The organism is Paenibacillus sp. HGH0039 (assembly GCF_000411255.1).
Lineage (GTDB): Bacteria > Bacillota > Bacilli > Paenibacillales > NBRC-103111 > Paenibacillus_F.
The window spans coordinates 2,618,612-2,642,116 of record NZ_KE150413.1; the positions used below are offsets into that span (position 1 = coordinate 2,618,612).

20 protein-coding genes are annotated in these 23,505 nt (G+C 52.3%); 11 read left to right on the top strand and 9 right to left on the bottom strand.

Going from position 1 to position 23,505, the window contains the following annotated elements:
- Nucleotides 1-126: 126 nt before the first annotated feature.
- The 3 genes from HMPREF1207_RS26285 to HMPREF1207_RS26295 all read left to right on the top strand — a co-directional run bounded on the left by HMPREF1207_RS26285 (nucleotide 127) and on the right by HMPREF1207_RS26295 (nucleotide 3,183).
- A complete protein-coding gene (locus HMPREF1207_RS26285; RefSeq protein WP_009673763.1) occupies nucleotides 127-1,683 on the top strand; it encodes an ABC-F family ATP-binding cassette domain-containing protein in 1,557 nt (518 codons plus the stop codon).
- Nucleotides 1,684-1,860: 177 nt separating this feature from the next.
- A complete protein-coding gene (locus HMPREF1207_RS26290) occupies nucleotides 1,861-2,655 on the top strand; it encodes a helix-turn-helix transcriptional regulator (RefSeq protein WP_009673865.1) in 795 nt (264 codons plus the stop codon).
- 108 nt (nucleotides 2,656-2,763) lie between these two features.
- On the top strand, nucleotides 2,764-3,183 hold the full coding sequence (locus HMPREF1207_RS26295) for a VOC family protein (RefSeq protein WP_009673787.1): 420 nt from the start codon (nucleotides 2,764-2,766) through the stop codon (nucleotides 3,181-3,183).
- Between the two features lie 151 nt (nucleotides 3,184-3,334).
- Here HMPREF1207_RS26295 and HMPREF1207_RS26300 read toward each other — a convergent pair whose 3' ends face one another.
- Nucleotides 3,335-4,153, bottom strand: a complete 819-nt coding sequence (locus HMPREF1207_RS26300; protein ID WP_009673778.1) for an SPL family radical SAM protein — start codon at nucleotides 4,151-4,153, stop codon at nucleotides 3,335-3,337.
- Entirely contained in the window at nucleotides 4,122-4,838 is a 717-nt protein-coding gene (locus tag HMPREF1207_RS26305) for a bifunctional transcriptional activator/DNA repair enzyme AdaA (RefSeq protein WP_269212174.1), read from the bottom strand. The genes HMPREF1207_RS26300 and HMPREF1207_RS26305 overlap by 32 nt, the downstream gene beginning before the upstream one ends.
- A gap of 227 nt (nucleotides 4,839-5,065) precedes the next feature.
- Here HMPREF1207_RS26305 and HMPREF1207_RS26310 point away from each other — a divergent pair, with 227 nt between their 5' ends.
- The 3 genes from HMPREF1207_RS26310 to pdaA all read left to right on the top strand — a co-directional run bounded on the left by HMPREF1207_RS26310 (nucleotide 5,066) and on the right by pdaA (nucleotide 7,476).
- On the top strand, nucleotides 5,066-5,482 hold the full coding sequence (locus tag HMPREF1207_RS26310) for a VOC family protein (RefSeq protein ID WP_009673583.1): 417 nt from the start codon (nucleotides 5,066-5,068) through the stop codon (nucleotides 5,480-5,482).
- Between the two features lie 206 nt (nucleotides 5,483-5,688).
- Nucleotides 5,689-6,525, top strand: coding sequence for a KPN_02809 family neutral zinc metallopeptidase (ypfJ, locus tag HMPREF1207_RS26315; protein ID WP_009673661.1), 837 nt, complete (start codon nucleotides 5,689-5,691; stop codon nucleotides 6,523-6,525).
- A 165-nt stretch (nucleotides 6,526-6,690) separates the two neighbouring features.
- Nucleotides 6,691-7,476 carry a delta-lactam-biosynthetic de-N-acetylase gene (gene pdaA, locus HMPREF1207_RS26320; protein ID WP_009673784.1) on the top strand — a complete coding sequence of 262 codons (786 nt, stop codon included), beginning with the start codon at nucleotides 6,691-6,693 and terminating at the stop codon, nucleotides 7,474-7,476.
- A 109-nt stretch (nucleotides 7,477-7,585) separates the two neighbouring features.
- On the opposite strand, the gene HMPREF1207_RS26325 is transcribed toward pdaA, so the two are convergent.
- Nucleotides 7,586-8,668, bottom strand: coding sequence for a copper amine oxidase N-terminal domain-containing protein (locus tag HMPREF1207_RS26325; RefSeq protein WP_009673864.1), 1,083 nt, complete (start codon nucleotides 8,666-8,668; stop codon nucleotides 7,586-7,588).
- Nucleotides 8,669-8,968: 300 nt separating this feature from the next.
- Here HMPREF1207_RS26325 and HMPREF1207_RS26330 point away from each other — a divergent pair, with 300 nt between their 5' ends.
- On the top strand, nucleotides 8,969-9,709 hold the full coding sequence (locus tag HMPREF1207_RS26330) for an SDR family NAD(P)-dependent oxidoreductase (RefSeq protein ID WP_016424161.1): 741 nt from the start codon (nucleotides 8,969-8,971) through the stop codon (nucleotides 9,707-9,709).
- 51 nt (nucleotides 9,710-9,760) lie between these two features.
- Here HMPREF1207_RS26330 and HMPREF1207_RS26335 read toward each other — a convergent pair whose 3' ends face one another.
- From HMPREF1207_RS26335 to HMPREF1207_RS26350, 4 genes are all read right to left on the bottom strand, one after another.
- Nucleotides 9,761-11,362 (bottom strand): oleate hydratase, encoded by a 1,602-nt coding sequence (locus HMPREF1207_RS26335; RefSeq protein ID WP_016424162.1) that lies wholly within the window; start codon nucleotides 11,360-11,362, stop codon nucleotides 9,761-9,763.
- A gap of 105 nt (nucleotides 11,363-11,467) precedes the next feature.
- Entirely contained in the window at nucleotides 11,468-12,679 is a 1,212-nt protein-coding gene (cntE, locus tag HMPREF1207_RS26340; protein ID WP_009673808.1) for a staphylopine family metallophore export MFS transporter CntE, read from the bottom strand.
- Nucleotides 12,672-13,772: a PLP-dependent cysteine synthase family protein gene (locus HMPREF1207_RS26345; RefSeq protein WP_009673799.1), complete on the bottom strand. Its 1,101-nt coding sequence runs from the start codon at nucleotides 13,770-13,772 to the stop codon at nucleotides 12,672-12,674. The genes cntE and HMPREF1207_RS26345 overlap by 8 nt, the downstream gene beginning before the upstream one ends.
- A 27-nt stretch (nucleotides 13,773-13,799) precedes the next feature.
- The gene (locus tag HMPREF1207_RS26350) at nucleotides 13,800-14,351 is read right to left on the bottom strand and encodes a PepSY-associated TM helix domain-containing protein (protein ID WP_009673683.1); all 552 of its coding nucleotides are present in this window, start codon (nucleotides 14,349-14,351) and stop codon (nucleotides 13,800-13,802) included.
- 256 nt (nucleotides 14,352-14,607) lie between these two features.
- Here HMPREF1207_RS26350 and HMPREF1207_RS26355 point away from each other — a divergent pair, with 256 nt between their 5' ends.
- A complete protein-coding gene (locus HMPREF1207_RS26355) occupies nucleotides 14,608-15,624 on the top strand; it encodes a peptidyl-prolyl cis-trans isomerase (protein WP_009673544.1) in 1,017 nt (338 codons plus the stop codon).
- A gap of 107 nt (nucleotides 15,625-15,731) precedes the next feature.
- Nucleotides 15,732-17,891, top strand: coding sequence for a CBM96 family carbohydrate-binding protein (locus HMPREF1207_RS26360; RefSeq protein ID WP_009673691.1), 2,160 nt, complete (start codon nucleotides 15,732-15,734; stop codon nucleotides 17,889-17,891).
- A gap of 142 nt (nucleotides 17,892-18,033) precedes the next feature.
- Here HMPREF1207_RS26360 and HMPREF1207_RS26365 read toward each other — a convergent pair whose 3' ends face one another.
- Both HMPREF1207_RS26365 and HMPREF1207_RS26370 read right to left on the bottom strand, forming a co-directional pair.
- The gene (locus HMPREF1207_RS26365; RefSeq protein ID WP_009673874.1) at nucleotides 18,034-18,570 is read right to left on the bottom strand and encodes a GNAT family N-acetyltransferase; all 537 of its coding nucleotides are present in this window, start codon (nucleotides 18,568-18,570) and stop codon (nucleotides 18,034-18,036) included.
- Between the two features lie 163 nt (nucleotides 18,571-18,733).
- Nucleotides 18,734-19,447 (bottom strand): 2OG-Fe(II) oxygenase, encoded by a 714-nt coding sequence (locus HMPREF1207_RS26370; RefSeq protein WP_009673825.1) that lies wholly within the window; start codon nucleotides 19,445-19,447, stop codon nucleotides 18,734-18,736.
- Between the two features lie 502 nt (nucleotides 19,448-19,949).
- Here HMPREF1207_RS26370 and HMPREF1207_RS26375 point away from each other — a divergent pair.
- Together HMPREF1207_RS26375 and HMPREF1207_RS26380 are read left to right on the top strand one after the other, a co-directional pair.
- Nucleotides 19,950-20,987, top strand: coding sequence for an EamA family transporter (locus HMPREF1207_RS26375; RefSeq protein ID WP_009673802.1), 1,038 nt, complete (start codon nucleotides 19,950-19,952; stop codon nucleotides 20,985-20,987).
- A 187-nt stretch (nucleotides 20,988-21,174) separates the two neighbouring features.
- Nucleotides 21,175-23,493 carry a helix-turn-helix domain-containing protein gene (locus HMPREF1207_RS26380; protein ID WP_016424163.1) on the top strand — a complete coding sequence of 773 codons (2,319 nt, stop codon included), beginning with the start codon at nucleotides 21,175-21,177 and terminating at the stop codon, nucleotides 23,491-23,493.
- The last annotated feature ends 12 nt before the right edge of the window (nucleotides 23,494-23,505 follow it).

Here is a 23,505-nt window from a genome sequence, read left to right on the forward strand (position 1 = left end):
TAAAGAATCCGCCGCTACGTAAAACTTTGAAAGAAAACGGCTTTTTTTTAATCGTGCATTGAGTTGTCCACCCCGTAACGCTTATAATAAAGCGAGTAAAAAGTTTATAAGAAAAGGTGTCTATTCATGAGCATATTAAACGTAGAACGACTGAGCCACGGTTTCGGAGACCGCGCGATCTTTAATGACGTATCTTTCCGCCTCCTGAAAGGCGAGCATATTGGACTCATCGGTGCCAACGGAGAAGGTAAGTCTACCTTCATGAACATTATTACGGGCAAGCTCCAGCCGGATGACGGCAAAGTGGAATGGTCGAAACGGATGCGGGTCGGGTATTTGGATCAGCATGCGGTTCTCAGCAAAGGCATGACCATCCGCGATGTGCTGAAAGGAGCTTTTCAATATCTGTTCGACATGGAACAGGAAATGAACGGCATGTATGAGAAAATGGCGGATGTCACTCCGGAAGAACTGGAGCAGCTGCTCGAAGACGTCGGCACGATCCAGGATACGCTGACCAATCAGGATTTTTATATGATCGACGCCAAAATCGAGGAAACCGCCCGTGGTCTCGGCCTTACGGATATCGGGCTGGACAAGGACGTCAATGACCTCAGCGGCGGTCAGCGGACGAAGGTCCTGCTGGCGAAGCTGCTTCTGGAGAAGCCCGATATCCTTCTCCTCGACGAGCCTACCAACTATCTGGACGAGCAGCATATCGAATGGCTGAAGCGCTATCTGCAGGAGTACGAGAATGCCTTTATTCTGATTTCGCACGACATTCCGTTCCTGAACAGCGTGATTAACCTGATTTATCATATGGAAAACCAGGAGTTAAACCGCTACGTAGGCGACTACGATCACTTCAAGCAAGTCTATGAAATGAAAAAACAGCAGCTGGAATCGGCTTATAAGCGCCAGCAGCAGGAAATCGCGGACCTGAAAGACTTTGTGGCCCGCAACAAAGCGAGCGTCGCCACTCGGAATATGGCCATGTCCCGGCAAAAGAAACTCGACAAAATGGACGTTATTGAACTGGCCAAAGAGAAACCGAAACCGCAGTTTAACTTCAAAGAAGGCAGAACGCCAGGTAAACTGATTTTCGAAACGAAAGATCTTGTCATCGGATATGAAGAGCCGTTGTCCAGACCGCTCAATCTCCGTATGGAAAGAGGGCAGAAAATCGCTCTAGTCGGTGCTAACGGAATCGGTAAAACGACGCTCTTGCGCAGCATTCTTGGCGAGATTCCCGCTTTATCCGGGTCCGTGCAGCTTGGGGAAAACCTGAGCATAGGCTACTTCGAACAGGAAATGAAAGAGGCCAACTACAACACGTGTATCGAAGAGATCTGGAAAGAATTTCCTTCGTATACCCAGTTTGAAGTGCGGGCCGCTCTGGCGAAATGCGGTTTGACGACCAAGCATATCGAGAGCAAAATCACGGTGCTAAGCGGCGGGGAAAAGGCCAAAGTTCGTCTCTGCAAGCTGATCAACAACGAAACCAACCTGCTTGTATTCGATGAGCCGACCAACCACTTGGACGTGGATGCGAAGGAAGAATTAGCCCGCGCGCTCAAAGCTTACAAAGGCAGCATCCTGCTCATTTCCCATGAACCTGAATTTTATCGTGAAGTTGTTACGGAGACTTGGAACTGTGAATCCTGGACGACGAAAGTGTTCTAACCGTCCCGGCCGGGTTCCATGTCGTTCAGAAAAAGTCCTGCCAAGCAATTGCTGCGGCAGGGCTTTTTTATATAGAAAAAAGGGAACAAACATTCGATTCTTAATGTTTTGTTCGTACAATACCTAGGGAGAATGTGGTAAAATGAGTGAGCAAAGAATACAAGGAAGGTGAATCGTTTGACTGACCGGTATTCCGAAATTGATGAGGTTATTTTGTACATTCAGAGGAACATTTACGAGCCGCTCTCGCTTAATCAATTGGCCTCTTACGCCGCCTACAGCCCTTACCACTTTACAAGACTTTTCAAAGAAAAAATCGGACTTACTCCTCAATACTACGTTTCTTCGCTTCGTCTTCAGAAAGCCAAAGACTTGCTGCTGCGCACAAATTTGAGCATCCGTGACATCGGCCTTGAAATCGGACAGCAAAGCCTGGGTACTTTCACAACAAGATTTACCGAAAAAGTCGGGATGACCCCGTCGGAATTCCGGAATTCCACATTTTTAGCCGACAGCCATTTTCACTCCCTTAAGAAGCTGGATGACTGGTCGACGCCCGAAACGGCTGCACTGCCTTTCGGAAATATCGAAGGAATCGTTCAAGCCGCGATACCGTTCGAGGGCGTCATTCTGATCGGTCTGTTCGCCAAACCGATTCCGGAAGGGCTGCCGCTATATGGCACACTTCTCTCCTCGCTCGGAAGCTTCTGTATTCCGAGGGTTAAGCCGGGCACCTATTACCTGATGGCAACCTCGGTCTCCTGGGGGACGAAGGCGGTTGACTTTCTTTTGACGGAAGCGACGCTGCGCACCCGTTCGAGGGAACCGATCGTCGTTGAACCGGGGATTCCCGTACCGCAGCAGCTCGTAACCCTGCACGTTCCGCGCTATGACGATCCGCCGATTTTGATCTCTCTGCCGGTTCTCATGAATAATTTCCTCAGGCGAGCAAGTTCACCAGGCAGCACCTAACCGGAGAGTCTTCCGCCGCATTACCGCAATTTATAAGAAACGTCGGCTTTTAATCGGTGTTACGATCTGTACAGGAACCACCTATACCTTTCGAGAGGATGTTGATGCATGGCTAAGCATACGACGTATATTTTTTCCGAGGATGCGCGGGCTCAAGCTGAATTTTACATACAGGCGCTGGGAGGCGAGATTACGTCCGTGACCACGTACGGAGAGGTGCCGGGTGCGAAGGAAGAAGAGCTGAAAGACAAAGTCATCAACCTGAGCCTGGTTGCGGCCGGAGTTACTTTTCTCATGTCGGATTCGATGTTTGAAGCGTTGATACCGGGAAATGTGTTAAGTCTCTGTCTTGAATTCGCTACCGAAGAAGAAGCTCACTCGGCTTTTAACAATTTGTCGAAGGACGGTAAAGTTAATCAACCTCTGGAGCCGGCTTTCTGGGGCGCCTTATTCGGACAACTGGAGGATAAATACGGCATCACTTGGATGATCACGTCCGACACATCGGCATGCAGGGAAACCCAATAAATCAAGCGACCCCTAGCCGGTTACGATAGCGAATTGCGATCGTAATTCTGCTCCCCCGACAAATCTCCTCTAGGACAAAAAAAGCAAAAATCCGCATTCCCGCGGATTTTTGCCTTCATTAACTGCTTGCATTCAGCTGCCGGATTGGATCCTAAGGTTCGAAACCTTTCTGGCTTATAAAGATCTGATTCTCGGTAAACACTTTCTTCAAGCGTTCTACCATACGCTGATAAGCATGAGGATGATACCAATCTTCCAGTCCTAACTCCTTATAGACGGTTTCCATGTTCAAACTCCGCGTACGTCTTCCGCCGCTGCCGTCCCCCATAAAATAATCGTCAACGCAAACCCGGTTCACAACCGATTTTAACAGGTCCGGAAATGCCTCACTGCTTGGCAGGAGAGGGGCAATCGCAGCTTGTGCGGGTACTCCGGCAGCTTTTAACGCTTTAAGAGTCTTTAAGCGTGCTTGTATAGGCGGCGCCGCCGGGGAGAACCGCTTTCTTATCTCGTCCAGGTCCGTTTCTACCGTCATGCTGACACGGACCCGGTTTTTCAATTGAAGCAGCAGATCCGTGTCCCGTTCTACTAAAGGGCTCCTTGTTTGGAGCAGCACAAAATCGGGTGGATCTTCGGTCATCACTTCGAGCAGCGACCGGGTAACTTCTTCTTTGTATTCAATCGGCTGGTAAGGATCCGTACTCGAGGACATAAAGAGAGTGACGGGACCTTTACTTTTCGCTCGGCGAAGCTCTTTGCGGAAAAGTTCGGCCGCTTCTTTCTTGACATCCACCCAGGTTCCCCATTCGGCCCCGCGGAAAGTGGAGACAGGCATTTTTCTTACATAACAATATGAACAGCCGAAGGAACAGCCGGTGTAAGGATTTAAGGAATGGGTATAGCCGGCAAGAAAACCCGTTCCTTTATTCAGCAGTGTTTTAGGCATTGTATACCGGTATTCCAATTTCATGGTCGCTCCATTCCTCTGATTGCTTCCGACTTGATTTAAAATGATGGGTTGCGTTTGTTTCCGCTGAAGGTACTCCGCTTTCTATCGTCCGGCTCAAGCTTTGGGACTGCCGGTAACCCGCGGGTGTATAACCGGTTTTCTTTTTAAACAGCGTAATGAAATAGGAGGTGTTCGGAATACCGACTTTAGATCCGATGTCGGACACTGATAGCTGTGAATTCCCAAGCAGATTTTTGGCATTCTCGATACGAATGTGCTGAAGGTATTCCAGCGGAGTCATTCCTTTAATTCGCTTGAACGTACGCTGCAGATGATAAGGACTGCCGTGGCAGATTTCCGAGAAGGTTCTGAGCGTCAGCGGTTGTTTGTAGTGGTTGTCCGCGTAATGGGCGATTTGTTCGATCCAGTCGTCTTCGGGAAGGCGCCTGCCGGTCGGTTTGCATCTTTTGCACGGACGAAATTGGGCCTGCAGGGCTTGTTCGGCATCTTGGAATATGCAGGTGTTTTCTCGTTTCGGTTCTTTTGATTTGCAAGAGGGACGGCAAAAAATGCCGGTTGTTTTCACCCCGTAAAAAAAGATGCCGTCGTAAGAAGAATCATTGCTGATAATGGCCTGCCATTTATCGGCTGAAGGACTATCCAATTTTGCCGCTTTCCAAAACCGCTCTGACATAGCTGGAAACACCTCCTTTTACTTATCCATTATACCTCTAAAGTGAACGTATGTACGTATAAATGAATGAGACAGCAACATATCGCTAAACCGAGTTACCACACAGAACCTGCTATACATAACTTCACTAACTAAAAGCGCAATTTAAGAGAAATGCTTCCGTGAAGCCCATGCTACAATAAAAGCAACCGGAAGAATTTTTCGGAAAAACACAATAGATGACGTGGAGGTATTTCTTGATGGCAACTAAAGCGGATAAAATTTTTGTGAATTTACCGGTTAAAAATTTGGACAAATCGGTACAATTTTTCACGGCGCTAGGTTTTGAATTCAATGCTCAATTTACGGATGAGAACGCAACCTGCATGGTTGTCAGCGATAGCATTTTTGTGATGCTGTTGGTTGAGGATTTCTTCAAAACGTTTACGAATAAGGAAATTGCCGATACGGGAAAAAGTGCCGAAGTCATTGTGGCCTTATCTGCGGACAGCAAAGAGCAGGTGGACGAGATTGTAAACAAGGCGCTGGAAGCGGGGGGAAGTCCGATGAATGATAAAGTGGACCATGGCTTTATGTACACGTGGAGCTTCCGGGATATCGACGGTCATCATTGGGAATTTATCTATATGGATGAGAGTGCGGTTGCCCAGGGATAAGGTGCCGATACGGGAAATAAAGGAAACAGAATTTCTTCTGAAAGAGCCGCGGCAAGCGCGGTTCTTTTTGTTTGGCTGGAAAGGGTTGGATCATGAAGCGTGCGCCAAGCCTTCACAAAGTTTCTGACTTTACAAATCGGGTATATTACCATATAAAATCATTCATTCTAACGGATTTGTTTCTATACACCAGGGGAGGACAAGCGATGAAGTGGCAGGGAAGAAGAGGAAGTTCAAACGTGGAAGACCGGAGGGGAGTGGGCGGCAAAACGCTCGTCGGAGGCGGAATCGGCGGGATCATTATCGTGCTCCTTATGACTCTGCTTGGGGGAAATCCCGGCGATCTGCTGAGTGATCTGACGGGCGCAGGCTCCGGATCAAACGCGCCGTACGAGGAAACGCAGCAGGAGAAGGAACTTTCTCAGTTTGTCTCTGTTGTCCTGGCCGATACGGAAGACGTGTGGACCACCCAGTTTAAGGAGCGAGGCCTTGTTTATGAGAAGCCGACGCTTGTTCTGTACACGGACCGGGTGCAATCGGCCTGCGGCACGGCCGGTTCGTCAACGGGACCGTTTTATTGCCCGGGTGACCGGAAGTTATACATCGATCTAAGCTTCTATAACGAGCTTAAGCAGGAGTTTAAAGCGCCGGGAGACTTTGCCATGGCCTACGTAATCGCTCATGAAGTCGGACATCATGTGCAGACACTGCTCGGGACATCCGATAAGATTATGCCGCTTCGCCAGAAGATGAGTGAAGCGGAATTCAATAAATATCTGGTCCGTTTTGAGCTGCAGGCCGATTATTTCGCCGGCGTCTGGGCGCATCATGCCAAAGGGATGGATGTGCTTGAAGAAGGGGAGCTGGAGGAAGCGTTAACGGCCGCCAGTGCGGTCGGGGATGATACGATTCAGAAAAGAGCGCGCGGCTACGTGGTTCCCGAAAGCTTTACGCACGGCACATCGGAACAAAGAAAATCCTGGTTCAGCAAAGGCTATCAATCGGGAAGAATAGAAGACGGAGATACTTTTTCAAGCAAGTAAAATACGAAAAATATCCAGAATCATTCATAGAAAAAGAAATATCCGTCACCCGGCGGAACTTTTTATTTTTACGATCCACAAAGTTCCAAAGAACGGAATCGCATGATTCTCTCCGATTAGAGACATATTACCAATGCATTAAAGTTATGAAAACGGAGGCGAATCATGAAAAGGGTGACGATCGTTTTTGCTTTATTGACAATTCTCATCACGGTGTTTCCTTTAGATACCTTGGCAGCCGATGGGGGGAATAAGACATATCACTTCGGATTCAAAAAGAGCAAACAAGGGAAGCCTGCCTCCATTGATGAAGAAGGATTCAAAAGTATTTTGGAGAAACATGATGCGGTTTTTCTGGGGGATACCGGCAAAAAAGAACTTTATCTAACTTTCGATAACGGGTATGAAAACGGATGTACGCCCAAAATACTCGATGTATTAAAAGCGAAGCAGGTGCCCGCGGCTTTTTTCGTAACCGGTCATTTTGTCGAGGATAAGCCCGAATTGGTTAAACGAATGACGTCCGAAGGTCATCTTATCGGCAACCATTCCTGGAGTCATCCGGACATGTCCCGAATTTCCGACGAGAAAATAAAGACCGAGCTGGACCGGGTCAAAAATGCCGTCGTCAATCTGACGGGGGTGCAGACGATGTCTTTCATGCGTCCGCCCCGCGGAATTTTCAGCGACCGGGTTTTAGAGGTCAGCAAACAACACGGGTACACCAACGTATTTTGGTCGGTTGCTTATAAAGACTGGGACGTCAAAGATCAAAAGGGCTGGAAATATGCCTACGATAAAGTCATTGCCCAGCTTCATCCGGGCGCGGTCATCCTGCTGCACTCCATTTCAAAGGACAATACGGATGCCTTGGACAAAATTATCGATGAAGCCAAAAAGCAGGGGTATGAGTTCAAGAGTCTGGAAAACTTAAACCAAAAGACGGAATAAATGAGTGAAACCGGGGGGGCACTCAGAACAACGAAAAACCAGGCAGCGTTCCGTTGCCCGGTTTTTCGTTGTTCTGAGGCCGGAAGCAGGCCCTTAAGGAGGCATGTTCTTACGGATTCGTAATAACCACCGTTTGGGACGAAGGTTCCCACTTTACAACGGCACCGAGTGCTTCGCTGATGAACCGAACCGGAACCATCGTGTGTTCGTTCACGAGCTGCGCAGGCACTTCTAGTACTTTGCTCGCGCCATTAACGGTAGCGCTTTTAGTACCGATTTTCAAATAGATCGTGGTGCCGCCTTTTTGGGCTGTAACGGATTGCTCCTTCTCGTTCCATATGATGTTTGCGCCGAGCTTTTCAAAAATAGCTCTTAACGGCACCAACGTATTGCCTTCTACGATTACCGGCGGCTGCGCGAACCGTTGTGTTTGACCGTCGATGGTTACCTGGATCTCATCAGACTTTTTAGTTATCGACTCGAAGTCAAATACATCGGGAGTAATTTCCGGTGACACTTTTATAGCGCTAACGACGGTTTCAAAACCGCTTTCAGACGGTTTAGCCGCCTGTTCTTTAAGCAGCATACCGGTTTCCGTATCAAACCATTGTTCTCTGGCCGGTGTAACTACAGGCGTCGATATCTCATCGCCTGCTTGATCGGTAAACTTGAGAACTGTTTTCTTGCTTTTACCTGAAAGGTGGTAAGCTTGTCGGCCTAAAATGGTTTCTTCTCCTTGATAAGCGGGATCTTCCGTATCCGTCAGGAATGTTTCAAGGCGCATTTTTGAAAGTTTAGAGTAGCTGTTAAATTCCATGCCATTCAGTTTGATCTTGCTTGTTTTGTTTCCTTCGGCCATATAAGAAAGGCCGTCGTCTCCGTTAACGAGGAGGGTGTTCAGCGTTTTTTCGGCCATATCATAGCTGGTTTCCAGCCTGTACCGGGCATTCGGAGCATCCTCCCAGGATTTGTACCAGACAATGCTGCTCTTTCCGCCATCGAAATGACGGATTTCCTTCCATTCGACGTAAACGGGGCCCGGGGCCTTTTGCCTGATTTCTTTTGCCACTTGTTCCAGCGTTAGTGCGTGGGGAGCGGGTTCTTTTGATTCTGCCCCCGCATGAACGGGAAGAGCCGCGGCAAGGATCAATAGCCCGAATCCGGCAGAAATCCATTTTCTGTTTTTTAACATGATAGTGTACCAACCCTTTCAATTTTTATCTTCATACATATAGTCGATCCGGAGGGAGACTCAGGTTCAATTTATTTTCAACTCACAAGTCGGTATTAAATGTTAACTGGCATCTGCGAGCGCTGATAGCAGGAAAGTTTGGGATCTAGCCGGACAGGCGAACGGCTGCATTCCCTGACTGGCGACAAGAATACGGATGCATGCAGAGACACTTCGTTCAGACGAAGTGTCTTAGTTTATGTAGACCGCTTGAAGAGGAGATCCTCTAATCCAAACAAGATGAAGAAGGAGAGAGTGCAGATGAGAGGGAAAGTCGCCATTATAACAGGTTCGAGCCGGGGAATCGGTGCCGCAGCGGCGAAGCTGCTTGCCGGCCGCGGAGCCAAAGTCATCGTCAATTATGCGAGCAATGCTTCGGCTGCGGAGGACGTCGTTGCTTCCATACGGGAAAACGGAGGAGAAGCTGCGGCTTTGCAAGCGGATGCCCGAAATGCGGAGCAGATGAACGGGCTCGTGTCGGAAACGGTATCCCGCTTCGGGACGGTAGACATTCTGGTTCACAACGCCGGTATGAATTTTGTCCAGAAGTCCTTCGAAGATATGTCCTGGGAGGAGTTTATCCAGAAAACGAACGACGAGCTTCAGGCCGCTTTCGTTTCGACCAAGGCCGTACTGCCTTTTATGAAAAAGCAAAAGTCCGGGAAGCTCGTTTATGTGTCCAGCGGATTGAGCAATCATTCGGCTCCGCTGTTCATATCGCACGGCACCTCTAAGGGAGCCTTAAACAGCTTTGCCCGTTATATCGCCCGGGAGTTCGGCGGCGCGGGGATTACCGCCAATATCGTATCGCCCGGTATGGTGGAAACGGATGCGACCGCGTCGATACCGGAAGCGTTTAAACAGCAGCAGGCGGCGTATTTACCGCTCGGAAGAATCGGCCGGCCGGAGGATATCGCCCGGGCGATCGCTTTTTACGCCAGCGAAGACAGCTCTTATTTGACAGGCACTTACCTGTCTGTCAGCGGGGGCGGGGAAATGTAGCGGGCACCCCGAAAAGCCCCCGCCGTTCCGGCGGGAGCTTCTCGGGACAAGCTATTTGACCATCGTCACCAACGAATCGAAAAGCACCTTCGCATGACGGTTCCCGTGGTACATCCCGGGAATCTTTTTGTCGATATCGAGCAGCGTATAGACGGCCGTTTGCGCCGTTCTCACGGAATATTCCACCGTAAACACGACATCGTCGGGGATTTCGGTATATTGCCCGATAAATGCGAAATTTCCCGAGCCATCCGGCACAACTTGCGGACGGTCCCCCTCTTCGCGGGGCATGAACTGGCTCGTGATGAACGGCATCATGCAGGGAATGCAAATGGAGCTTTCCAGCATTTCCGGCAGTTTTTCCGACAGTTTCAGATGGGACAACAGCTCCGTTAAAATGTCCTCTCCCGTACATTCGGACATTTTCTTCGGTACGAAATCACCCGGTTTGTCCGGGAAAAGGCCGTAGCCCCAGAATACCTGAACATCTTCCGGCTGGTTGCGGAAATGCGGCTGGTGCGCAAGTACGACAGACATCAGCCAGTTGGAATCTTTAAAGGTAACGAGCGCGCCCGTTCCCGCTTTGTTGCCGGAGAAGTTTTCCATGAAGTCGAAAAACATCGGGTCCTTGCAGGTGACCGTAAAGGATGCCCATTTGGACTCGGGGATATGATCGTCGAATGCGGACGGATTGCCGGAGCCCGGCAGCTTCGCGGCAATTTTTTCCCACAGCCCGAACGAAGGTCCTTTTCCGCCCAGTTTAGGTGGAGACGTCATCGAACCGAGATCCGAGCTTTCCGTCATGGAGCCGTTCGTGAAGAACACGAGATCGTCCGGGTTCACCTCGATCGAGCCGGTATTCCCGTCTTTAACGACCTGGATGCGGCCCGCAACTACCGGGCTTTTCCCCGTGGGATCCGGCTTAAAATCCAGATCGGTTACGCGCGTCTTTCTTTCGTACCGGACGCCCTGGCTTTCCAGCCATCGCTGGATTGGAAGCACGATCGAATCGAATTGATTGTAAGGCGTGCGGGCGACACCGGCCAGTGTGTGGATGCGGGGAAACTCGTGCATAAACCGGATCATGTATCTTTTGAACTCCACCAAGCTGTGCCATGGCTGGAAAGCGAACATCGTCGCCCACATAAACCAGAAATTCGTTTCAAAAAATTCGGGTTCGAACCATTCGTTAATTTTTTGCTTGCCGAGCTGCTCTTCCGATGTGACAAGCAGCTTGCCGATATCCAGACGGTCTTTATTGGAAAAGAGCATATGCTCCACGTCGACAATATTCCGGTCTTTATCGACGAGGCGTGCCTGTGCATGGGTCGGATATTTTTCCGTAAAGGCGTAGATGTCGTCTTTGACGGATTTGCCGGGCGAATCGATCGAAGGAATGGAATCCAGAAGCTCCCACGTGCATTCGTAAGTCGGTTCGTTCAGCATCCGTCCTCCCCGGATCACATAACCTTGCCGCTCGTCACCGCTTCCGTCCAAAGATCCGCCGTTGACCGGACGGTCTTCCAAGATATGAATCCGTTCGCCGGCCCAGCCGCCGTCCCGGATCAGAAAAACGGCTCCAGCCAGGGAAGCGATGCCGCCTCCTATGAAATAAGCATGGTTGTTTGTCTCTTTACGCGTATTCACTCTCATCAGCTCCTCTCCCTAATTACTTGGACACAGGGCGGAGAGGAATAAACTAGACAATTTCCGGGTTTTGTCGTACCCAATAAGCCGGAGCCGCAATAACAGCGGAGTTTACAATCCGGCTGCCGTCCTCTTCTTTCCGTTTTCCGTTTGCCGCGCGCGAAATCCTAAGCCCGCAAATCCGGCCAGCAAACAAAGCGCGCCTCCCGTAATAAACATGACCGGAAACGAGAAGGAAGAAGCGACAGGTCCCATGGCTAAAGCTCCTAGCGAAAATCCGAGATCGGCGGCCCCGATAAAAAGACCGATCAGTAGCCCCCGCGCAAAATGCGGAACGGAGAAAGACACGTAGGTCAGCAGCGCCGGGTACAGCAGAGCGAACGCGATGCCGTTAAAAACAGCCGCAGCCGCCAGCGCGGAGGGTGACAGGCTGGTTCCCAGAATCAGCGAGCCGAGGCTTGCCAAAGCGAGAGCGGGGAACAGAATCCGGCCCGGAAAGCTCCCGTCGGAAGGAATATACTTCCGGCCCGCAAACCGCGTCAAGACCAGCACAAGTGTCTGAATGAGGAAATAAAGCTCGGCAAATTTCAGACCTTGTTTCTCCAGATACAAGGGCAGAAAGGTGAAAATGGCGCCGTTGGCGACCGAGGCGAGAAGCATAACGGCGGAGGAGAGAAGCAGGGTCCGGCTTTTCCATACGCCTTTCCGGGAAAGAGGACTGGCTGCCGGATCATCCGGAATTTCTGCCGGGGGCGCAGCGGCTGACGACTTCATTTGCCTGGAAAGAGACAGACCGAATAAGAATATTCCCGTACTCATCATAAACAACGAACCGAAAATCCATATCATCGGCAGCCAGTCTTTCAGAAGCAGTGCGATGGTAGGCCCGAATGTCGAGGGGATCATGGTCGCCAGAGAATAAAGGGACAAGCCCTGCGCTCTCATCTTCTCGGAAAGCAGGTCCATCGTGATAATCTCCATGGCCGTGGAAAAGAAAGCGGCTACGATGCCTTGAACCGCCCGGACCAGACCGAAAAGCCACAGATTCGGAATGAAATAGCCCGCTAAAGAAACGGTGAAAAGAAGCAGCGCGAGCACAAACACTTTCCGGGTCCCGTACCGGTCGATAACGGTTCCGGCAATGGGTCTGCAGATCATGGAGGCGAACATCGTCGTCCCCATGATAAGACCGATTTCCATTTCGCCGGCACCGGCCGTGATGGCATAGAAGGGAAGAATCATCAGCACCATGTAGACAATGCAGTAAAACAGAATCGTAACCGCATACACTTGCAGAGAGCGGAAGGAATACGGATTATCCATGCCGGAACAGCTCCCTTGAGATCAGGCGGCTGGGGGAATCGAGCTGTTCGGCCAGCTCGGGTTTGTAGTTGGCCGTTTCGGCGGGATTTCTGCTGTAGGGAGGCAGCTCGCGGACGCGTACCTTCATTTCCTGAAGTCCGATATCCGTCAAAATTCCGCGTTCCTGCAGCCAGTCGTCGTTATAGATGGTCGGCAGGTATCGTTCCCCGTTGTCGGAGGCGACGCAAACGATCCGTTTGCCCCTTCCCATGAGCTGCGCCAGCTTCCAGGCGGCGACCATCCCGGCTCCCGTCGAGCCTCCGCCGAGTATGCCTTCGTACTTGGCAAGCACACGGCACATGAGGAACGCATCCTCGTCCGGCACTTTGTAGACCTCATCGATGCGCTGCAAATCGTCCACATTGGTGGGCGTCCAGCTCAGCCCCATGCCGGGCAGAAGATAGGCATGCGCCTTGCCGCCGAAAATAGTCGAACCGACCGCATCGACCGCGATCACTTTCACATGCGGGGCGTATTCCTTGATGTAACGCGAGAGGCCCCCGATCTGACCGCCTGTGCTGACGGTGACGATAACGGCATCAATCCGGTGACCGCTTTGATCCATCAGCTCTTTCGCCGTCTGAACATAATGGGCTTCCCCGTTCCACGGGTTAAAGCACTGATCCGGCCGGAACGAGCCGGGAATTTCGCGGTGCAGCTTGTTGGCCAGCGCGATCCGTGTTTTGTGATAGGACCCGCTGTCGTCTTGTTCGGTGACCACGATCACCTCCGCTCCGTACGCTTTCATCATGGCCAGATTGACGGGGGTCGTTTTCGGGTCCACCAGCACGATGACGCGATACCCTTTGGCTGCGCCGATCATGGCCAGCGAGATGCCGAAATTGCCCGAAGACGATTCGATAAGCGTGCCGCCGGGTTTCAGCCAGCCCCTTCTTTCCGCCTCTTCGATGATGTAAAGCGCGGGACGATCCTTGATGCTTCCGCCGGGATTGGTACGCTCCATTTTCAAATAAATTTCCGAATCCGCCGACTCGACAAGACGGTTTAACCGTATAAGAGGGGAATTGCCGATCGTATCGAGAATCGTAGACATTATCTATACCTCCTCCAAAGTTCAGATCTAGCCTGCGGCTTCCGCCTTTTTACGTTTGCTTTTGCGTATCGACCCCGCTTTCAGAACACGGATGGAAAGCACGATGCCGGTGGCGGTCAGGAACATAATGGAAATGGCCGCAATATCGACGAACCAGGTAATATCTTTGCCGTACAGTTCACCGAAGTGGAGATCCCTGACAAAATTGTTGGTAGCGTTTACTTCTTTGCGGATCACGTTTCCGTACAGATCAATGACGTACAGGGTCTGATCGTCGTCGCGCAGCCGGACTTTGTAATCGCCCGCTTGTCCGTGATGGCCGTCTCCCAACGTATGGTTCATGACGAGCCGGGCCTCCGAGAGATCGAAAGCGCCTGATTGGCTCGCTTTCAAAACGGCTTCGGCCACATTTAAAGTCTGCTGACCGGAGTTTGAAGCTGCGGGAGCTTCGTACGTCTGAACCTGCTTGTTGAAACCCATGGTGCTCGTGTGGACCAGAAGGATTCCTGTTAGCGCTTCCACAAAAATAAAAATCGAAGCGATCAATCCCACCCACAAATGATATTTACGTGTTTTCATGAATGTCTTTCTTCCTCCTCTTTTTGTATATACGGAATTTCCGTAAACCAATTATATCCATGAATGTGAAAATTAACATGACTCAACTGGGCTATATAGGAGAGGTTATTTTGCCGAATTATCGGATTATGTGGGGAAAAAAGTCAAAATTGTTCACATTTTCGGTTCAAAAAGTCAACGGAGTTCCTGGCAAACCGGCACGACCTTTCTTAAGATAGGGGAAAAACAAAGCCGAACCTTGAAAGGAGGGAGTCGAATGGGCACAAAAAGAAAGCCCGTAATGAAACCGGATGGGAAGAAAAACCGGATCGCCCGAATCATCGTCGTGTCGGCGCTTATTGTGACGGCGGCAGCCGCAGCGGCAGGCTTTGCGCGATATAAATCCTCATCCGTAACGGAATACACAGCCGTCGCTTCCATCGGTAATGAGCCTATCCAATACGGCGAGTTTACACTCGTCCGGGACATGCTGAGAAGCACGGCAAAACCGGAAGAATTGAACGCGAAGACGCTTCAGCGGGTGAAGGAGTTCAAGACCGAGCAGCTGTGGGCGAAGGAAAAAGGACTGGCCGCGGGCGGACTCGGTTTCGGTGACTTCGAGAAGCGCTGGCGGCAGGAGAACGCCAGACGCAAAGCCGCTGCCGATCACGGCGAGCCGGTTTACGGCCCGGTCTCTTACGATCCGGCCGGATACTACCGCTACGAGCAGTCGAACCTGCAGCTCCGGCTGAAAGAGGCGCTGGCCGGGCAAGATTTTGCCGCCGGTGACGCCGAACTGCAGGCCGCGTACGAACGCTTGAAGGACGACCGGTTCATGCGTCCGTCCAAAATCCGCCTGCAGCTCCTTTCGGCGGAAAACAGCGCAAGCGGTGCCGAGAAGCTGAACCGGGCGGCGGCCAGGCTGAAGGCGGGAGAAGCTTTCGAAAGCCAGGCCGGGCAGGCTGACAGCGGTCTCACGGCGCAAGCGCGCTGGTTCGAACCGGAGGACCGCAAAGCCGACGCGGAGAGGTATCCGGCGCTGCTGCAAGAGGCGGAGGGACTTCAGCCCGGTCAGACGAGCGGAGTGATCGGGGAGGGAGAGCGGCTGTATATCATCCGCTGCGCGGAACGGGAAAAGGCGGAATACGAGCCGTTCGAAGACGTGAAAGAACGCGTTCGGATTCTTTACACGGATGAGCGATATGCCGCGGAACTGGCTTCGCGTCTGTCCCGGACCGAACTAATAGTCCTAAAGCCTTTGGAATCGGAAGGGGAAGCCGGCGTCATGAAGTAAAAAGGCTGCACAGGAAAGTCAAAATTTTGCCTATGGCGGGTGGAGGAATTTTTTGTAAAGTAGTGGGGCGAAGCTATCGCGCATTACGAAAAAGGAGGCAAGTCATCGTGCAGAAAATTTCCAGCAGAATCAGTGCCTGGACGGCAGCCGTTTTATTTTTATCGCTTTTTGTAAACGCTTTCTATGGAGTGAAGCCGGCTCACGCGGCCGGTACGGCTTACTACGTGGATTCGGCGGCCGGAAACGATGCCAACAGCGGCGTCTCCCAGGCACAGGCCTGGAAGACGTTAGCCAAAGTGAACGCGACGACGTTTCAGCCGGGAGATCGGATTTTGTTCAAATCCGGCGGTGTCTGGAACGGCCAGCTTTGGCCCAAAGGTTCGGGTACGGACGGCAGCCCGATTGTTATCGACAAGTACGGAACCGGGAGCAAACCGGTTATAAACGGCGGCGGCAGCAATTTTAACCAGACCGTTTACAACAGTTCGAAAACATACAACACCGGGACCGTACTTCTCCGCAACCAGGAATACTGGGAAATCAACAATCTGGAAGTCACGAACGATGACAATTTTTCCGTGGAGAACAATGACTCCGCCGCACTCCGGGCAGGGATTTTCGTCGTCATCGACGCGAACGAAAGCGACCGGGTTTATAATCACATTTACATCCGCAACAATGACGTTCACGATGTGGACGGCAGCAACAACGCGGGAGCGAAGGAAAACGGCGGTATTATTGCGGTTATTCAGGGAACGGCCGCTACCTCTACCCGCACCTACGCCAGATTCAACGATATCCGGATCGAAAACAACTCCATTCGCAAAGTGGACCGCGTCGGAATCCGGGCGGCGGCTCACAGCAACTATGTGAACGACGACAGCTTCAGCACGACGAGCACACGCACGTACGGCAACTGGAATACGAACGTCTACATCGGTCACAACAATCTGGAAGATGTCGGCGGAGACAGCATTATTCTGCGGGATACGGACGGGGCTCTCGTCGAATATAACGTGGCAAACCGTTTCGGTACGCGGGTAGCCTCCACCAATGCGATTGCCGCCATCTGGCTGGCCGTCGCCAAAAACACCGTCCTGCAGTACAACGAAGCGTTCGGCGGACCGGCGTCCAATCAAGACGGATGCGCGTGGGACTTCGATTTGTATTTGGAAAATACGACCTACCAGTACAATTACAGCCACGATAATCCGATGGGACATGTACTAATGATGGGCACGAACAAGAACGATGTGATGCGCTATCACATCAGCCAGAACGAAGGCAACATCATCCGCCATTTCAACGCGAACGAGGCGACTCCGGCTTCGATCTACAACAATGTCTTTTACTATAACGGCGCTTCGCACAAGGTAATCGGCGGCAACGATGCGACTAAAACCGGCTACCAGTTTACGAACAATATTTTCTACAACGCCAATCCGTCCGTCACGACCAATTGGGGAACAGCGGCCAACTGGGGCCAGACCTCTTTCAGCAACAACATCTTCTATGAGGCCAGCGGAACCCATTCGGGGAATGAACCCGTCGATCCCGCCAAACGGACGGCCGACCCGTCGTTTGTGAATCCGGGAGGCGCAGGCACCGGCTTGACTACGGCGGCGGCTTACCGCCTGAAGGCCGGTTCTCCGGCGCTAAACGCCGGCAAACTTATCGCCGATAACGGCGGCAAAGATTATTTCGGCGGAGCCGTTTCCGCAGCAGCGGCACCGAATATCGGCGCTTACAACGGCGCCGGCGTTCCGGTAACGCCTCCGGCAGGTGTCAAGGCGCCGACAGCCGACGCATACGTGCTCGACGGTTCCGGCGCCGGGGTTAATTACGGGACAGCCCCGACGCTGTACGTCAAAGACGGCACGGCCGCAGGCTATACCCGGAAGGCTTACCTCAAATTCGACGTCAGCGGTCTGACCGCCGTGACTTCCGCCAAGCTCCGCCTTTTCGGCGGCAACACGCAGGACGCTTCGAACGTCCAAGTCAAAGTGTCGGGAGCGGCCGCAGACGGCTGGACGGAGACGGGACTAACCTGGAACAACGCGCCTGCCGCCACAACCGGTGCCTTGTCTACCATCCAGGTCGGCGGGACGCTGACGTACTATGAACTGGATGTCACCTCTTTCGTCAAGGACCAGCTATCCGACGGTATTGTCACGCTCATCGTGGAAGGAGTGTCCGACCAGGACCGGACGATCCAGTTTAACAGCCGGGAGAATCCCGCTAACAAGCCCGAACTGGTCGTGAATTAGCCGCGAATTAGCCGCCGTATGGCGTACAGATGCTAATTTAGGCTGTTGGTTGGCTCCAAGAAACGCGAGTAAGGCGAACAAGCGCCAAAAAGGCTGCCGCGAATGTGCGGCAGCCTTTGCTGTGTGATCGGGCCGGTGCGAGTCAGTCTTCCCGGCTTTTCGTATACAGGTTTAAAGGCGGTGAAGAAGGGCCGGAATCGGCGTCTTCCCCGCTGCTGAGCGTGCCTGCGAAAGTAAAACGCAGCTTCCGCAAAACTTTAATCGAATTGACGTTTTCAGGCTCGACTTTAGCTTTGATGAGGCTCATTCCAAGCTCGCCGAACGCGTAAGCAAGCAGGCATCCTATCGCCTCGGGCGCGTAGCCTTTTCCCCAGTAAGCAGGGTCCAGATCGTAGCCGATTTCCACTCTGCGTTGTCCGAAATCGAGTTCATTGAACCCGCAGGAACCTATAATGGCACCCGATTCCTTCTCGATGACCGCGTAGCGGACCGCCTTGTTTTCCAGGGCCAGTCCGTTCAGAAAGGCGATCATATCCGCTGCCTGTTTAATCTCCGTGAACGGCTCGATATTCATAAATTTCGTTACATCGGGAGAAGACCAGACTTCGAACAGACGGAGGGCGTCTTCTTCCGTCATGGTCCGGAGCAGGAGTCTTTCCGTTTCCAGTTTGTCTTTCATCAATAGCTTTACCTCCAGTTTCGTTCATTTTCGGCGGGTTAAAGTATTGATATCTGCGCATCGTTCAGTCCTTCCTCTATGTAGATTTATCCAGTATAACTTAAAACGGTGCTTTTCGCATGAGTTGACTTGTAGCCCCTGAGTCCCTGACAAGACAAGGCTGTTACTCGGCATCGTGAAAAACAAGTCCCAGACTGTAACGTGTGCCTGTCGTTACGGTGCTTACGCCATGCCGGAGCGTAGTCTTGTAGTCCCCCCGGGAGCCGGACACCGGACGATGGGTCGTCGGGAAAATCAGCCCCCCGCCGCGCTCCAGCGTAAGGACATGTCCTCTGCTCTGCGCGCGAGGCCGCTGTTCCACCAGCAGAAATTCTCCGCCCGTGTAATCCTGCTCTTTCTGATTCAGCGCAAACACGACCTGGAAGGGGAAGAACACGCTTCCGTATACATCCTGATGCAGGCAGTTGTAGCCTCCGGCTTCATACTTCAGGATGAGCGGGGTAGGGCGTGTTTGATCCTCCCGGCGGCATTGTTCCAAAAAACCGGTTAACGAGTCCGGGTACAAGGCCTCTTGGTTCAGCCGCTTTAGCCAGGAGTTTGCGATGTCCGCCAGCGGCGGATAAAACGCTTCGCGCATCTCCTGAATCACATCCGGAAGGGGAGCGCGGTAGTATTTGTACTCGCCGAGCCCGAAACGGTACCGGGCCATGTTGATCGTGCTGCGGTAAAGCCGCTCCTCCCCGTAGCCGCCGATAAGCTCCTCGCACTGCGAGGATTCGAGCATAGGAGGGAGTTTCGCATATCCGTTCTCGTCCAAGGACTCCCGGATCGAATCCCAGTCCAGCCCGGCGATACGCTCCGCTATATTATCCGGCATGACGGGCCCCTCCTCCGGTACAGGTACATAAGCCGCCGCTTACATTGGCGGCGAAGATGGTGTGTATGGCAGTACCTGTACGGCCCGGTTCCGACGATATCGGGATAAGCGAACCTTTTGTCCGGGCCTGCAAAAAAGTCCGGTGCAGGACTAAATCAGCGGAATAATTTTTCATGACAGATAATCCTTTCTCTCGGTTAATAACGGGCAACGGCGTTTGGGGCTATCTAAAAACAGTATACCTCCGGAAGGACAGTCGCGTACCGGTTCCGGAATGAAACCGCAAGATAACGAAATACGGGCCCAGTTTAATGAAACAGATGCATAAAAGATCGGCCGGAAACCTTCGTAAATCAAGCTCGGGCGTGACCTGAAAACCTCGGACGTCAGCAAAGCAAATCCGTGACCGGGTATACAGCCGGCGGTATGAAAGGCTATTATGTCTATAAAGATGATAGGCATTACAAGCATGGTTGATTGTATGGAGCGGAGGAAACGAACGATGTGGTTTATGTATGCTTCACTTGCCGCAGTCTCTTTCGGGCTGCGGGGTATTTTGTACCAATGGACTTCCCAGCGGCGCACCGACCGGAATGTGCTGCTATTCGGCGTTTATTTGTCCGGCGCCCTGATCTCGCTTGTCGTTAACTTGTTTGTTAACCAGGCATGGAGTCACGGCGTATGGTTTGGAGTTCCCATGGGGCTTTTCTCCTTTATTGCAAACGCCTCGATGTATAAAGGCTATTCGGTCGGACGAGCCTCTCTGATCGCGCTGTTTACGGGTCTGCCGCCGGTGGTCGTGGCGACTCTTGCGTTTTTCCTGTGGGGAGAATCGCTCGGCCTCGTGCAGCTGGCCGGTTTTTGCATCGTCATTCTCGGCCTGCTCGTCATCCGGTATTCGCATGATCTGAAGCTGGGTCAGCTGCAAGGAATCCAGTGGGGCCTGCTGACGATGCTGTTCTTCGGTTTTACGGATTTATCGTCCAAACAGGCGACCTTATCGGCAGCGAATACTTTGCCTGTACTAACCGTCATGTACGGGACAGGCACGATCCTGTTCGCATGCATGTACCTGCTGTCCCGGCTGAAGGTTCCGGCGAAGACGGGGCAGCAAATCACGGCGGTCGGTTCGCCGCACGAGAGCCTGCACGACCGGGAGACCGGTTACGGTCCCGATGCGCAGCACGCCCGGATTTCCCGGCACTCCGGCGGGGACAAGAGTCTTCCCGGGAGCGAAGACGGTCGCCGGACGCACCCTGCCACGGGCGGCGCGGACAATCCGGCATCTCCTGCGTGGTCGATGAAACGGACCGTGCTTTGGGGGATGACCGTGGGCATCACGAACCTGGCCGGGATGCTGTTCATCATCCCCGCATTCCGGGGAGGCGTGACGGGGATCGTATCCGCCATCAGTGCGATGAACGTCGTGCTGGTTCTGCTGTACGCGCAGTTCTACCTCAAAGAAAACATTTCCGTAAGGGAAGCGTGCGGCATGCTTTTGGCTTTGGCCGGTATTCTTGTCGTAAGACTGGCGTCATGACGCGGCGCTGCCGAACTTAAATGAAGCAAAGATATCATGCAGCCAGTCTGTTCCTCTGAGAACACTGGCTTTTTTTACGCACCTTTACAAAAAAATCATAAAAGAAGCATGACCCGCGTTCGTGTTCCCGGTTCTCCTTTTCGGTATAATGTTCAATAAAGCGTTTACATTACAAGGTGGCGGGGGAGTGTACAGCCTGAAGAGAATACGGTTTAACCGACGCAGCGTTATTGTAACCTGGCTCATTTCCTACATAACCGTGCTGCTTGTTCCCGTTCTGATCAACGGTGTGATTTATATGGTGACGTGGAATGTGGTCGAAACGGAAGTCAACCGGTCCAATGAAGCCGTGATCAAGCAGATGGAGCAGGCGATCGACAATCATTTGAAAGGCATCGAAAGGCTTAGCGTCGAAATGGCGCTCAACAAGCGGCTTGCGGGGTTTATCCATGCGGGCAGCCCTCTGACGGACAACGATCACTATGAACTGATCGGCATTGCGGGCGATCTGGGCGTATATAAGGTGGCTAACGATTTTATCGATCAGATTTATATTTATTACAAAAACAGCGATACGGTCATATCATCCCGCGAACGCACGGACAGCCGTGCCTTGTATGAGACTTTACGCGAAAATGAAGACACGGGCTACGACGAATGGAAATCTTTTTTCGATAAAAGATTTATCCAGGAGTATGCGCCGGTGACGCTTACGGAGAACGGCAGCAAAACCGGCGCCGTCCTGTACGCCAAATCGGTTATTCTGGACAATCCCGATCTTCCCGGCGGTGTCATTCTTTTTGTGATCAAAGAGTCCAAGCTTCTGGCTAATCTCGCGCCGGTCCACAATGCCTCCGTGGCCGTGCTGGACCAGAAAAATCGGCTGCTGGCTTCCTCCGGCACCGGACCGAAGACCGATTATCCGGCCTACGGGGAGCTCTCCGGCAAGAGCGGGCTCGTTTACAAAGAATCGGCCGGAAGGAATCTGGCCGTGTCTTACACCACATCCGAGCAGACCGGCTGGAAGTACGTGTCGATGATGCCGGCGGAGATTTTTGACGAGAAGATGAAGCATATGTCGGTTCTTATATTTGTGAACTTGTTTTTGAGCCTCTTGATCGGGGGGGTTTTGACGTTCCTGTTCCTGAAAAAGAACTACAGCCCCATTCATGTTCTGATCCGCAATCTCTCCACCAAGTCAGGCCTGGCGTTCGAAGAAGGGTCCAACGAATACGGCTTCGTCCAGAACGCGTTGAACAACGCTTTTGCCGAGAAGGAGAACGTCAGCCGGCGGTTGATGCAGCATCGGGATGCGATCCGGTCCCACTTTCTGCAGGGGCTTCTCAAAGGCAGGCTCGATCCCAATGTGCCGGTTCATGAATCCCTGGCCGCTCATGATATCGGATTCCCGCATGAACACTATGCCGTCCTGCTTTTCCGGATCGATCAATTCGGAAAGTGGGACGAGCCCGGCGGAGGCGACGCCAAAAAAATCCGGCAGATTCATTTCCTTCTGATGAACGTGGCGGAAGAAGCGGCTGCGGCCGGAAGCTGCAGTGCGGTCACTGCGGGGATAGACGATATGCAGGCCTGCATATTGAATATCAGCCCCGAAGCCGACGAACAAGAGATCCGGCGGCTCGCTCGGCAGGTGAAAGCGTTTCTGTCGGACCATTTTCAGGTCCGGTTAACGATCGCGATCAGCGGCGTTCATGCGGGTCTCGCGGGCGTTCCTCTCGCTTATCAAGAAGCGCTGGCCGCGATGGAATACCGCATCGTCATGGGAAGCGGGGAAGTGATCGCCTATGGGGATCTGCCCGGGGGAGACGAGTTCGGGGAGGCGGCTTTCTATTCCTATCCGATGCATGTGGAACAGCAGCTGATCAACTTCGTGAAAGCGGGGGATTTCGAGCAAGCGAATGCGCTCGTCGAACAAGTTATTGAGCGCAATGTGGTACAGAAGACGCTTTCCGTGCCGCTAAGCCGCTGTCTGCTGTTCGATCTGGTCGGCACTCTGCTCAAAGCGCTCGATGAAATCGGACTGCCGGGCAAACGGGAGCTGATCCGCGAACTGAATCCGGCCGAACGGCTGGCGGGCTCGGAGACGCTCCAGGAAATGACGGCCGGCATGCGGGAGGTACTGTCACGCGTATGCGGGTTTATCCAGGAAAGCCGCAAACCGGAGCACGATCAGCTCAGCCGGCAGGTAACGGAGTATGTGCGGCAGAACTACAGCTCGGAAAATCTGAATATCAGCATGATCGGAGAAGCGTTCGGTCTCACGCCTTCTTATTTGTCCAAGCAGTTCAAAGCGCAGACGGGCGAAGCGCTGCTGGACGTGATCCAGAAGGTCCGTCTTGCGGAAGCCAAGAAACTGCTGTCGCAATCAAGCGACCCGATCATCGAAATTGCCCGGAAAGTCGGCTATTCCGATATCAATACCTTCAACCGGATTTTCAAAAAATTTGAAGGCGTCACGCCGGGCAAATACAAAGAAATCCTGTAGAAGCCGCCGCGT